The organism is Gordonia paraffinivorans NBRC 108238 (assembly GCF_000344155.1).
Classification (GTDB): Bacteria; Actinomycetota; Actinomycetes; order Mycobacteriales; family Mycobacteriaceae; genus Gordonia; species Gordonia paraffinivorans.
Map to the genome: position 1 here is coordinate 79,661 of NZ_BAOQ01000014.1, position 12,597 is coordinate 92,257.

General features: G+C 70.9%; 12 protein-coding genes. 9 read left to right on the forward strand and 3 right to left on the reverse strand.

Going from position 1 to position 12,597, the window contains the following annotated elements; all coding sequences use genetic code 11:
- Positions 1-66: 66 nt before the first annotated feature.
- Positions 67-1,320 (forward strand): MFS transporter, encoded by a 1,254-nt coding sequence (locus GP2_RS07855; protein ID WP_006899956.1) that lies wholly within the window; start codon positions 67-69, stop codon positions 1,318-1,320.
- Between the two features lie 13 nt (positions 1,321-1,333).
- Here the strand turns inward: GP2_RS07855 and GP2_RS07860 are convergent, their stop codons facing one another.
- Positions 1,334-1,939: a TetR/AcrR family transcriptional regulator gene (locus GP2_RS07860; RefSeq protein ID WP_006899957.1), complete on the reverse strand. Its 606-nt coding sequence runs from the start codon at positions 1,937-1,939 to the stop codon at positions 1,334-1,336.
- 195 nt (positions 1,940-2,134) lie between these two features.
- Here GP2_RS07860 and GP2_RS07865 point away from each other — a divergent pair, with 195 nt between their 5' ends.
- The 4 genes from GP2_RS07865 to GP2_RS07880 all read left to right on the forward strand — a co-directional run bounded on the left by GP2_RS07865 (position 2,135) and on the right by GP2_RS07880 (position 5,676).
- Entirely contained in the window at positions 2,135-3,328 is a 1,194-nt protein-coding gene (locus tag GP2_RS07865) for an acyl-CoA dehydrogenase family protein (protein WP_006899958.1), read from the forward strand.
- Between the two features lie 56 nt (positions 3,329-3,384).
- Positions 3,385-4,497: an acyl-CoA dehydrogenase family protein gene (locus tag GP2_RS07870; RefSeq protein ID WP_006899959.1), complete on the forward strand. Its 1,113-nt coding sequence runs from the start codon at positions 3,385-3,387 to the stop codon at positions 4,495-4,497.
- A gap of 178 nt (positions 4,498-4,675) precedes the next feature.
- On the forward strand, positions 4,676-5,107 hold the full coding sequence (locus GP2_RS07875; RefSeq protein ID WP_006899960.1) for a DUF350 domain-containing protein: 432 nt from the start codon (positions 4,676-4,678) through the stop codon (positions 5,105-5,107).
- A gap of 98 nt (positions 5,108-5,205) precedes the next feature.
- Positions 5,206-5,676, forward strand: a complete 471-nt coding sequence (locus GP2_RS07880; RefSeq protein ID WP_006899961.1) for an SRPBCC family protein — start codon at positions 5,206-5,208, stop codon at positions 5,674-5,676.
- Positions 5,677-5,704: 28 nt separating this feature from the next.
- On the opposite strand, the gene GP2_RS07885 is transcribed toward GP2_RS07880, so the two are convergent.
- Positions 5,705-6,505 carry an HAD-IIA family hydrolase gene (locus GP2_RS07885; RefSeq protein WP_006899962.1) on the reverse strand — a complete coding sequence of 267 codons (801 nt, stop codon included), beginning with the start codon at positions 6,503-6,505 and terminating at the stop codon, positions 5,705-5,707.
- 123 nt (positions 6,506-6,628) lie between these two features.
- Here GP2_RS07885 and moeA point away from each other — a divergent pair, with 123 nt between their 5' ends.
- The 4 genes from moeA (at position 6,629) to GP2_RS07905 (ending at position 12,110) form a co-directional block, all read left to right on the forward strand.
- Positions 6,629-7,852 carry a molybdopterin molybdotransferase MoeA gene (gene moeA, locus GP2_RS07890; protein WP_006899963.1) on the forward strand — a complete coding sequence of 408 codons (1,224 nt, stop codon included), beginning with the start codon at positions 6,629-6,631 and terminating at the stop codon, positions 7,850-7,852.
- An 85-nt stretch (positions 7,853-7,937) separates the two neighbouring features.
- Positions 7,938-8,669 carry a phosphatidylserine decarboxylase gene (locus tag GP2_RS07895; protein WP_006899964.1) on the forward strand — a complete coding sequence of 244 codons (732 nt, stop codon included), beginning with the start codon at positions 7,938-7,940 and terminating at the stop codon, positions 8,667-8,669.
- 106 nt (positions 8,670-8,775) lie between these two features.
- Positions 8,776-9,834, forward strand: coding sequence for a CDP-alcohol phosphatidyltransferase family protein (locus GP2_RS07900; protein WP_006899965.1), 1,059 nt, complete (start codon positions 8,776-8,778; stop codon positions 9,832-9,834).
- Positions 9,831-12,110 carry an AAA family ATPase gene (locus GP2_RS07905; protein ID WP_006899966.1) on the forward strand — a complete coding sequence of 760 codons (2,280 nt, stop codon included), beginning with the start codon at positions 9,831-9,833 and terminating at the stop codon, positions 12,108-12,110. Before GP2_RS07900 ends, GP2_RS07905 begins: the two co-directional genes overlap by 4 nt.
- A gap of 39 nt (positions 12,111-12,149) precedes the next feature.
- On the opposite strand, the gene GP2_RS07910 is transcribed toward GP2_RS07905, so the two are convergent.
- Complete coding sequence (locus GP2_RS07910) at positions 12,150-12,578, reverse strand: hypothetical protein (RefSeq protein ID WP_006899967.1); 429 nt, start codon at positions 12,576-12,578, stop codon at positions 12,150-12,152.
- Positions 12,579-12,597 lie beyond the last annotated feature (19 nt).

Genomic DNA, 12,597 nt, shown 5'->3' on the forward strand with positions numbered 1-12,597 from the left:
GCTTTTAGAGTCGGGTCGCACGTATCGTCAGGCTTAATGCAAAGCATTTTGCGTTAAGGAGACGAGATGGCACCGCTGCACCCGCATCGCGCGTTCTGGCTGATCGCCGCGACCTACGTGATGGTGCTGTTCGCCTCGGCCGCACCGTCGCCGCTCTACCCCGTCTACCAGGAACTCTGGGGCTTCTCCGCCCTGACGCTGACCCTGGTGTTCGCCGTCTACGTCGTGACGATGCTGTTGAGCCTGTTGACCGTCGGATCGTTGTCCGACCACATCGGACGTCGCCCGGTCCTCGCCGTCGCGCTGGCCCTCCTGATCGGCAGCATGATCCTGTTCGTGGTCGCCGGCGACGTCGGCACCCTGCTCGCGGCCCGGGCACTTCAGGGCCTGGCGACCGGTGCGGCGATGGGCACGCTGACCGCCACCACCGTCGACCTCCAGCCCACCGCACGACTGGGTTCGACGATCATCGGCGCCGCCCCGGCATTCGGCCTCGCCACCGGCGTCGGCGTCGCCGGGTTGCTCGTCGAATACGCGCCGGCGCCCCGCGTCCTCGTCTACGAGATCATCCTGGGCCTGTTCGCGGCGCTCCTGATCGCCCTGCTCGTCGTCCCCGAGACCCGGGACGCCGCCGGGTTCCGCTCCCGGCGTCACCTGGCAGCGACCATCGCGCCCCGGGCGCGCGTCCCCCGCGAGGTCCGAGGCGTCTTCCTCGCCGCGGTGCCCACGCTCATCGCGACCTGGTCGCTGGGCGGCCTCTACCTCTCGCTCGGATCGTCGGTCGTCGCCAAGGTGTTCGGGGTCGCCAACCACGGCTGGGCCGGCCTCATCCTGTTCTCCTTCTTCGCCAGCGCGACGGTCACGTCCCTGTTCGTGACCGTCCGCACGGCGGCGGCCAAGCAGGCCTACGGCTATCCGACCCTCGCGCTGGGCGTGCTGCTCTCGCTGTCCGGGGTGCTCGCCGAGTCGCTCCCGCTCTACATCCTCGGCTCGATCGTCGCCGGATCCGGCTGGGCGGCGACCTTCCTCAGCGCGATGGACACGATCACCGCGGCGACCCCGCAGGCCCAGCGCGGCCAGGTCTTCTCGTCGGTGTTCGTCGCGAGCTACCTGGCGTTCAGCGTGCCGGCCGTGATCGCGGGGGTCGTGGTGCCGCACATCGGACTCCGCGCCACGGTCATCGGCTACGTCGGCTACGTCCTGGTGGTCGCGGTGATCGGCGCCGTGCTCGCGGTCGCCACGCGTCGCGCGGCGGCCCGTGCGGCGACCTCGCCCTCGGTGCGCGTCGAGGACCGAGAGGCGGCACCCGCCGACCGGTGACCGGCCGGGACCGTCACCGGTCCCGCACGCCCACCATGCGCGTCGCGAGGTCCGCGTAGAACCGTCCCATCTCCTCCGGGGACAGCCCCTTCTCCGGCCGGTACCAGCGCGCGACGTCGATGCCCATCGACAGCATCGCGTTCGTGGTGGCCTGCGCGTCGGCGACATCGAAGTCGCCGGCGGCGATGCCCGCGTCGACGATCGCGCGCACCCGGCGGGTGATCTCTCGACGCAGTTCCATGACCGTGTCGAGGTGCTCGGGCGCCAGCGCGGCCAGTTCGTAGTTCACCACCCGCCCGCCGACGTGCTCGCGCGCGTGATGTCCGGTGAACGCCGAGATCACCGCCCGGAGCCTCGCTGCGGGCGGGGCCGACGCGTCGTCGACGTCGTCGATCACGTCCAGGATGCGCCGGTGCCCCGCCTCGGAGAGCTCGAACAGCAGCTCCTCCTTGGAGCGGAAGTGCACGTAGACCGCGGCCGAGCTCATCTTCGCGCCGTTGGCGATGTCGCGCGTCGTGGTGGCGTTGAACCCCTTGGCGGCGAAGGCCTCGAGCGCGGCCGCGAGCAGTCGCTGACGTGCCGCCGCCGATTTCGACGACGTCCCGGTCGACGAGACCACACCTCACCCCTGTCCGCTGCGATGGTTGTCGCCCGCCGTGAGCCGATTGACACAGCACATCGGGCGGGGCATAGTGCAACATATCACTAAGCAAGCGCTTAGTCAGCGGGCGGTCGACCGGGAAATCCCACGTCACATCGCCTGCGACCGGTGTCGCCGAACACCCGGCAACCCTCGACAGGAGTAGAAGAACCCATGCAGCTGAAGTTCAGTCCGGAGGAAGAGGCGTTCCGCGAGGAACTGCGCAGCATCTTCGCGAAGGTCCCCGAGGACCTGCGCAAGCGCAACGAAGAGGGGAAGCTCAACTACCCCGACGACATCATCACCTCGGCGCGCATCCTCAACGAGCACGGCGTGCATGTTCCGAACTGGCCGGTCGAGTGGGGCGGCAAGGACTGGACCCCGATCCAGTTCCACATCTACCGCGAGGAGATGAACCTGGCGTTCGTGCCCGAGCCGCTGCCGTTCAACGCCGGCATGATCGGCCCCGTGATCGCCCAGTTCGGCTCGCAGGAGATGAAGGAACGCTTCCTGCCGAAGACCGCCAACCTCGACATCTGGTGGTGCCAGGGATTCTCCGAGCCCGAGGCCGGCTCCGACCTCGCCTCCCTCAAGACCCGCGCGGTCCGCGACGGCGACCACTACGTCATCAACGGCCAGAAGACCTGGACCACGCTCGGCCAGTTCGCCGACTGGATCTTCCTGCTCGCCCGCACCAACCCGGACGTCAAGAAGCAGGCCGGCATCAGCATGTTCCTGATCCCGATGGACACCCCGGGCATCGAGCTGCGTCCGATCCAGCTGATCGACGGCAGCTACGAGGTCAACGAGGTCTTCTTCAACGACGTCAAGGTGCCCGCCGAGAACATGGTCGGCGAGGAGAACAGCGGCTGGACCCAGGCCAAGTTCCTGCTGGGCAACGAGCGCAGCGGCATCGCCCGCGTCGGCTACACCAAGACCAACCTCGCCCGCGCAAAGCGTCTCGCCGCGCAGACCAAGACCGCTCACGGCACCCTGCTCGACGACCCGCTGTTCGCCGCCCGGCTCGCCGAGGTGGAGAACGAGCTGCTGGCCCTCGAGGTCACCCAGCTGCGCGTGGCCGCGTCGTCGGCCGACGGCAAGCCGAACCCGGCGTCGTCGCTGCTGAAGCTCAAGGGCAGCCAGCTGCAGCAGGCCGCCAAGGAGCTCCTCGCCGACATCGCCGGCCCGGATTCGCTCCCGGTCGCCGAGGTCGCCGCCGACGCCCCGAACGGCAGCGCCCGGGTGTCGGCACCCGAGTGGGCCCAGCTGGCCGCGCCGGAGTACCTCAACTACCGCAAGGTCTCGATCTACGGCGGCTCCTCGGAGGTCCAGCGCCAGATCATCGACAAGGCCGTCCTCGGCCTCTGATCCCCTGATCTGTCGAGCCCGCTGACCACCCGAAACATCACAGAGCAAGGACAACAATGGATTTCGAGCTTTCCGAAGAGCAGGGGATGCTGCGCGACACCGTGCGCGAGGTCCTCACCAAGAACTACGACGTCGAGACCCTGCGCAAGGTGACCGACACCGATCTCGGCTGGAGCGAGAAGGTGTGGAACTCGCTGGCCGAGATCGGCATCCTCGGCCTCACCTTCCCCGAGTCCGAGGGCGGCATGGACGCCGGCCCGGTGGAGTTCACCAGCGTCATGACCGAGCTCGGCCGCGCCCTGGCGCCGGAGCCGTACCTCGACTCGGTCCTCGTGCCGGGTTCGCTCCTCGGCATCGCCGACGACGCCACCCGCGCCGAGCTGCGCCAGGGCCTCGCCTCCGGCGAACTGCTGATGGCGTTTGCGCACAACGAGCCCGGTGACCGCTGGCCGGTCGCCGCGGTGGCCACCACCGCGACCGCCGACGGCGTGCTCAACGGCACCAAGACGCTTGTCGGACACGGCGACTGCGCGCACAAGCTGATCGTGTCGGCCCGCGTCGGCGACGAGATCGGGCTGTTCCTGATCGACGCCGACGCCGCCGGCGTCACCCGCACCGCGTACCGCACGCACGACCGTCGTCGCGGCGCCGAGATCACCTTCGCCGACGCCAAGGCCACCCGCCTGGGCTCCGGCGACGCCTCGCAGGTCATCGCCGACACCGAGGTCGGCATCCAGACCGCCCTGTGCGCCGAGGCGCTCGGCATCATGGAGCGCAGCCTCGAGCTGACCGTCGAATACCTGAAGTCGCGCAAGCAGTTCGGCGTTCCGCTGGCCACCTTCCAGGCCCTCACCCACCGCGCTGCCGACATGTACGTGCAGCTCGAGCTCGCCCGCAGCCTCGACCTGTACGCGATCTCGGCGCTCGCCGACGGCATCGCCGACCCGACCATCGCGTCGCGTGCCAAGCTGCAGACCTGCCGCTCAGCACGTCACATCGGCCAGGAGGCCATCCAGATGCACGGCGGCATCGGCATGACCGCCGAGTACCCGATCGCCCACTACGTGAGCCGGCTGACCGCCATCAGCCACACCCTCGGCGACGCGGACGCCCACGTCGCCAAGCTGGCGAAGGATCTCGGCTCCTACGACATGATCAAGGTCGGCTGACACCTCGACCCCCGGGGACCACGGGCCGCGAGGGCCGGGCGAGCGCTTCTCGCCGGACCTTCGCGGCCCGCCCCTTTTTCTCAGGAGCACGGGCGCCGAATCCCGGCTCCTCCCACCCCTGTGCCCCGCCCACCGATACTGTTCTCTCCGACACCGTCGGCGAGCGAGAGGGATTCGGATGGAACTGTTGCGTGACAACCTGGCCGCGGGGGCGTCGTTCAGCCTGGTCGGCATCGCCCTTCTCGTGCTCGGATTCGTCGCCCTCGATCTGGTGACCCCGGGGAAGCTGCGTCAGCTCGTCTGGATCGAGCACAACCGCAACGCGGTCATCCTGACCACGTCCATGGTCATCGGCCTGTCGATCGTGCTGGTCTGCTCGGTCATCGACACCGAGCTCCTCGTCCTGTGGCGCGCGCTCCTGCACACCGTCGCCTACGTCGTCCTGGCCATCGCGGTGATGATGTGGTCGTTCGTGCTCATCGACTGGCTCACCCCCGGCAAGCTGGGCACGCTGCTGCTGGAGGAGAACGACGAGCACCCCGCCGGCTGGATCACCGCCGCGGTCTTCGTCGGCGTCGGCGCGGTCATCGGCATCACCCTGCTGGTCTGAGCTCGCCCCAAGCCGCATCCCGCGGACGGCAGACCCTTATTGACGGTCCGCCAACAACCTATTGACGATGCGCCAACAAGCCCATACTGTTGGCGACCATGACCGCAGCACTCATCGAAGAGTCCATCGAGATCGACGCCACCCCGGAGCAGGTCTGGTCGGTGATCTCCGATCTCGAGCGCATGGGCGAGTGGAGTCCGCAGTGCAAGAAGATGCTCATCCGCGGCGGCACCGTCGGGTTGGGGACCAGGACCATCAACATCAACCGCCGGGGCCCGCTGGTGTGGCCCACGACCTCGAAGGTCGTGCGGTTCGAACCGAACAGGGAGATCGCGTTCCGCGTCGCCGAGAACCACACCGTGTGGAGCTACACCATCACGCCGGGCGACTCGGGTGTCACCCTCACCGAACGTCGCGAGGTCAACGGATCGACCACCAAGATCTCGTCGATCCTCGTCGACAAGCTCTTCGGCGGCGTCGAGTCCTTCGAGACCGAGCTCAAGCTCGGGATGGCCGAGACCCTCGGCAGGATCAAGCGCGCCGCCGAGAAGCGTCTCGACCGCGTCTGATCCGACGCGACCCGCCGACCCTCCCCGGTCAGTTCCCGCTGAGTTTCTCCATCAGCTCGGGGAGGTCGGCGACCGAGTCGATGACGTGGTCCGGGTAGGGCCCGAACTCGTCTCGCTGCAACGCCTCCAGCGCCTCCTCGCGGAACTTCCCGGTTCGCACCAGCACACCGATGAGCGCCGACGCCTGGGCGCCCAGGACGTCGTTGTGCATGTCGTCGCCGACCATCACCACCTGGTTGGGCTCGAGACCCAGCAGGTCGGTGGCGGCGCGGAACCCCAGGGGCGACGGCTTTCCGATCGCCTTGATCTTGCGGCCCGACGCCTTGTCCAGACCCTCGAGATAGACCCCGGTGTCGATCGAGAGCCCCTCTGCCGTCGACCAGGTCATCGACCGGTGCATGGCGATCACCGGGATGCCGTCGAGGAGCAACTCGAGCACCTTCGACAGCGCGGCGTGGGTGAACACCGGGCCGGCGCCGCCGAGCACGACCACCTCGGCCTCCGACGGCTCGTCGGTGAGCTCGACGCCGGTCATGTCCTCGGCGATCCTGCCCTGGTTGAGAACCCACACCCGCTTGCCCGGGAACTGCGCCGCGACGTACTCGGCGGTGAGCGCGGCCGCGGTCAGGATCTCGTCCGGGTCGACCTCGAAACCGCAGCCGCGGAGCAACTCGGCGATCTCGTTGCGCGAGCGGGAAGTGGTGTTGGTCAAGAACATCCGCGGATACCCGCGGTCGGCGAGTCGGGAGACGGCCTCCACCGCACCGGGCAGAGCCTTCCACGAGGTGACCAGCACCCCGTCGATGTCCAGCAACAGACCCAATCCCATGGCATGAATGTAGTCCGCGGGTCGGGGCGACGCAGGACGGGCACGCTCACCCGTCGCACGCCGCGGCGGGTCGCCGCCGGGGAGGCGAACCGCGTCGCCGACCCCACCTGGCATGCTGAGCGCATGCGTACCGTTGCAGAGCACCAGGCCGTCGTCGCGGCACTGTTCGACGCTCCTCAGCCCGTCCGCCTGCCGACTCCCGAGGCGCTCGGGTGCGCCACCCTCGCCGACGTCGACGCCCCGCTGTCGCTGCCCGGCTTCGACAACTCCGCAATGGACGGATTCGCCGTCCTCGCGGCCGATCTCGCCTCCGCGAGCCCCGAACGACCGGTGACCCTCCCGGTCACCGAGGACATCCCGGCCGGCCGCACCGACCCGCTCGCCCTGGCCCCCGGCACGGCGCACCGGATCATGACCGGCGCCCCCCTTCCCGCAGGCGCCGACGCGGTTGTTCCCGTCGAGCTGACCGACGCCGTGGTCGGTCCGGGCGAGGCCGCACCGCAGGTCACGTTCACCGCGCCGATCGACGCCGGCAAGCACATCCGCCGCGCCGGCTCCGACATCTCCGCCGGATCGCGCGCCCTGCCGGCCGGCACCGTGATCGGCGCACCCCAGATCGGCCTGCTCGCCGCTCTCGGCGTCACCGAGGTGACCGTCGGCCGTCTGCTTCGCGTGGTGGTGCTGTCCACCGGGTCGGAGCTCGTCGAACCCGGTAAGCCGTTGCGGCACGGGCAGATCTACGAATCCAACGGCGCCATGCTCACCGCCGCGGTGACCGAGGCCGGGGCACTCGGGCGCCACGTGCACTTCGTGCCCGACGACATCGCGGGCTTCCTGTCCCGGCTCGACGAGGTCGCCGACGACGCCGACCTCATCATCACCTCCGGCGGGGTCAGCGCCGGCGCGTTCGAGGTCGTGAAGGAAGGCCTGTCCTCGACCGGGTCGGTCGAGTTCGTGAAGGTCGCGATGCAGCCGGGCATGCCGCAGGGCTGCGGGCACTACCGGGGCGTCCCGATCATCACGCTGCCCGGCAACCCGGTCAGCGCACTGGTCTCCTTCGAGGTGTTCATCCGACCCGCGCTGCGCGCCGCGATGGGTCTCGACCCGAACCGGCGCTCGGTCACCGCGCGCCTCGGCGGCGACATCCACTCGCCGCGGGGCAAGCGACAGTTCCTCCGCGGAGTCCTGCGGTCCGAGTCCGCCGGCGACACCGTCGTCGACCCGATCGGGCCGCCGGCGTCGCACCATCTGCGGTACCTCGCCGAGGCGGAGGTCCTCATCGACGTGCCGGCCGACGTCGACGAACTGCCCGCCGGATCGTCGGTGGACGTACACGTGCTGCGCTGAGCTCTAAGCTGGACGCGTGCCGCATCCGCCCTGGATGCGCCAGACCCGCCCAACGGCCCGGACCGGGCCCCACAGGAGGTAGATCGTGGCCAGACGTCCGCGTCCGGACGACCCAGCCGACACCGGTCGTGTCGCACATTTCCTCGACCTGGCCCGCGAGACCATCCCGCCGATCCACCCGGCCGGCATCCCGTTCGTCGCCGCCCCCGCGACCATCGCCCTGCTCGGTCGGCGGCATCGCTGGATCGCCCGCCCCGCGGCCCTGACGGCCGGTGCGTGCGCGGCCTTCTTCCGGCATCCGTCACGGGTCCCGCCGACCGAGCCCGGCGTCGTGGTCGCCCCCGCCGACGGCACGATCGCACTGGTCGACGAGGCCGTCCCGCCCGCCGAGTCCGGGCTGGGGACCGACCCGCTCCCCCGCGTCTCGACCTTCCTGTCGATCTTCGACGTCCACGTGCAACGGGTACCCATCGCCGGCACGGTCACCGCGGTGACCCACACGCCGGGGGCGTTCCTGTCCGCGGACCTGCCCGAGGCGAGCCGCGACAACGAGCGGACCACCATGACAATCCGCACCACGGCCTCCGGCGGCGGTCCCGGACCCGAGCTCGCCGTCGTGCAGATCGCGGGGCTGATCGCCCGGCGCATCGTGTGCAAACCACAGGTGGGCGACGCCCTGCGCCTCGGTGACACCTACGGCCTCATCCGCTTCGGGTCCCGCGTCGACGTGTACTTCCCCGCCGGCACCCGGCCCCGCGTGTCGGTCGGACAGCGCGCCGTCGGCGGCGAGACCCCGTTCGCCTACCTGGACCTCTAGCCCCGGGCACCCCGTGAATCCCTCAGCAGCGAACTCCTCCGACAGTCCGCGCCGGACGGGTGCCGGTCTCCCGCGCACCTCGCCCTCGCAGAAGACGGCCGCGCACATGCCGACCCGGACCCCCACCGCCCGGTCGGCCCGTCGCCAGGCCCAGCACGCCCACGCCGTCCCGGCGAAGGAGCCGGAACGCCGGCGACTACGCCGCCAGGCCCAGGCCGGCCGCATCATCATCCCGTCGTCGCTGACGATCCTCGCGATCTGCGCCGGCCTGACCGCGATGCGCGCGGCCGCCACCGGCGACATCGACGCCGCGATGGCACTGCTCGTCGCGGCCGCGCTCCTCGACGGCATCGACGGCCGGGTCGCGCGGCTCATGGGCGCGACCAGCAAGATCGGCGCCGAGATCGACTCCCTCGCCGACGCCATCAACTTCGGCGTCGTCCCGGCGATGATCGTCTACTTCCATCTGCTCTCGGGCCACAACCTCGGGTGGGCGCTGTCGCTGGTCTACTGCTGCGCGATCGTGCTGCGCCTCGCCCGGTTCAACACCCTCCTCGACGACGAGGAGGCGCCCGGCTACACCCGGGACTTCTTCGTGGGTGTGCCCGCACCCGCGGCGGCGATCGCCGCGCTGTTGCCCATCGGGCTGGCCCAGCAGTTCGGCGACGGCTGGTGGACCTCGATGCCGGCCGTCGGCGGTTGGCTCGTGCTCGTCGCGTTCCTCGCGGTCAGCCGCATCCCGACCGCGTCGCTGAAGACCGCGTCCATCCCGCCGCGCGCCATCGCCGGACTCCTCATCCTCGTCGCGATCGGCGCCGCGCTGCTCCTGACGTACCCGTACATCCTGATGATCATCGCGATCCTGGGGTACGCGGCCCACATCCCGTTCGCGTGGCGGTCCAAGCGCTGGGTGGCCTCCCGGCCGGAGTACTGGGAGGACAAGCCCGCCGAACGTCGCGCCCAGCGTCGGGCGATGGCGCGGACGACTCCCGGCGGCCGCCGCCGACGCCCCGTCCTCAAGTCCCAGCGCCGGCTCGGCCTGAACCGGCCCACCGGCAATCCCGCACCGGCGGAGGGCCCTGACGCCGGGGACCGGCCCACGGCCCCGACGGCAGCCGCCGGCGACACGGCCGGAGACCCCACGACCGAAAGCGAGACCCGATGAGCAGCCCGGTGTCGTTGACCCTGACCGCTCGGCTCAACACCTCCGCGGCCGAGGCACGGCGCGGGATCATCCGCGTGCACCCGGAGGTGCTCACCGCCTTGTCGTTGCGAGAATGGGACGCGGTCTCGATCACCGGCGCGCGGGTCACGGCCGCGGTGGTCGCGGCGACCGACCCGTCCGCGCCCACCGGCGTCGCACTGCTCGACGAGATCCTGTTCTCCAACGCCGGTGTCAAGGAGAACGCCTCCGTCGTGCTCGCCCCGGTGACGGTGCACGGCGCGACCCGCGTCGTGGTCAGCGGTTCGGTGCTGGCGTCGCAGTCCATCACCGAGTCCACCCTGCGGCGAGCACTGCTCGGCAAGGTGGTCTCGGTCGGCGACGCCGTGTCGCTGCTCCCCCGCGACCTCGGCCCCGAGCTCGCGGCGACGGCCGCGACGCGCGCACTGGCGCGCTCGGTGGGCATCACCTGGACCACCGAGCTGCTCACGGTCACCGCCACGGACCCGGTGTCGCCGGTGAGCGTGCAGACCAACACCGCGGTCCTGTGGTCGACGACCGCCGGGGTCGTGCCCCCGATCGGCGATCGCGTCAGCGCGCACTCGCCCACCATGCCGGGTGCGGCCGGCTTCGTGCCCGCGTCGCCGACGCTCACCACCCCGGCCGACCGGTCCGCCACCGCCGGGGCGGCGAGCGCCGTCATCCCGCCCGACGACGTTCCGGTCCGGCCCGTGTCCGAGCTGGTGGGTGTCGACTCGCAGATCACCAAACTGACCGAATGGCTGTCGATCACCCTCGACGAGCCCGACGTCCTCCGCGCACTCGGCGCCGCGCCGCGACTCGGCGTGCTCGTGACCGGCCCCGCGGGCGGGGGCAAGGCCACGCTGGTCCGATCCGTCTGCGCCAAGCGCACTCTCGTCACCGTCGACGGACCCACGACCGGCGCGACCGAGGCGTCCACCCGGCTGCGCACCATCTCCGACGCCGTCGCCCGGGCGCGGGCCACCGGCGGCGTGCTGCTCGTCACCGACATCGACGCCCTCCTGCCGGCCGAACCGGAGCCGGTGGCGACGCTCATCCTCGACGAGCTGCGCACGGGCATCTCCGACGGCCGCATCGCCCTGATCGCCACCACCGCCGAACCCGCCCTGCTCGACTCGCGCCTGCGCGACCCGTCGCTGTGCGACCGCGAGCTGGTCCTCGGCCTGCCCGACGCCGCGACCCGGGCCCGGCTGCTCTCGGCCATCCTGTCCACGGTCCCCACCGAGGGCGACCTCGACCTCGATTCCGTGGCCGCCCGCACCCCCGGCTTCGTCGCCGGCGACCTCGCCGCGCTCGCCCGGGAAGCCGCGCTGCGGGCCGCGACCCGGGCCAGCGCGAACAAAGAGGACCCGAAGCTGCGCACCGAGGACCTGGTGGGCGCCCTCGAGGTCATCCGGCCCGTCTCCCGATCGGACTCGCCCGAGGTGGCACTGGGTTCGATCACGCTCGCCGACGTCGGCGACATGGTCGAGACCAAGCAGGCCCTCACCGAGGCGGTCCTGTGGCCGCTGCAGCATCCCGACACCTTCGCCCGACTCGGCGTCGACCCGCCCCGCGGCGTCCTGTTGTTCGGTCCGCCGGGCTGCGGCAAGACCTTCGTCGTGCGTGCGCTCGCGGCCTCCGGCCGGTTGTCGGTGCACACCGTGAAGGGCGCCGAACTCATGGACAAGTGGGTCGGCGCGTCGGAGAAGGCGGTCCGCGACCTGTTCGCCCGCGCCCGGGAGTCAGCGCCGTCGCTGATCTTCCTCGACGAGGTCGACGCCCTCGCGCTCCGACGCGGGCAGTCGACCGACTCCGGCGTCACCGACCGCGTGGTTGCGTCGCTGCTCACCGAACTCGACGGCGTCGAGCCCCTGCAGGACGTGGTCGTGCTCGGCGCCACCAACCGGCCCGACCTCATCGACCCGGCACTCCTGCGTCCCGGCCGGCTCGAGCGACTCGTGTTCGTGCCGCCGCCGGATGCGGCCGCGCGGGCCGACATCCTGCGCACCAGCGGTCGCGACGTCCCGCTCGACGGGGTCGACCTCGACGAACTCGCCGCCGATCTCGAGGGGTACTCGGCGGCGGACTGTTCGGCGCTGCTGCGCGAGGCCGCGCTGTCGGCGATGCGTCGTGACATCGACGCGGCCGTCGTGACCGCCGGCGACGTCGCCGAGGCCCGCTCCCGGGTCCGGCCGTCGCTCGATCCCGCCCAGGTCGAGAACCTGCGGGCCTACGCCGAGCGACGCGTCGACTGACCTCGGGCGATCACGCCCGGGAAGACCGGTGCCGCCGGGCTATTCGACGTTGACCAGATAGAACACCGACGACCCGCCGCCGGCCGCCTGGGGCGAGGCGCCGACCTGCACCCAGTAGGTGGTGCCCTCCTTGGTCCCCGACAGCACGGCCACCGACTGGCCGCCCTCGCTCGAGCGGTGCGACTCGGTGAACCCCGCCTCGGTCAGCTTCTTCGTCGCGGCGTCGAGCTGGTTACCGGCGTTCGCCGGTCCCTGCACGGTCACCTCCCAGCCGTCGGATCGGTTGCCGCTCGCCGAGAGGACGTGGCCGTCGATCAGCGGCACCTGCGAGACCGGGAAATCGGACGGCAGGGGAACCCCGTCCGGACCTGCCTGTTCCTCGTCGCCGCAACCCGCCAGCACCCATCCGGCGAGCGCGATCGCCGCGAAGAGCACGAGGAGCCGCCTGAGCCAGTCGAACCGGAACATACCGGCAACGGTAAAGTAG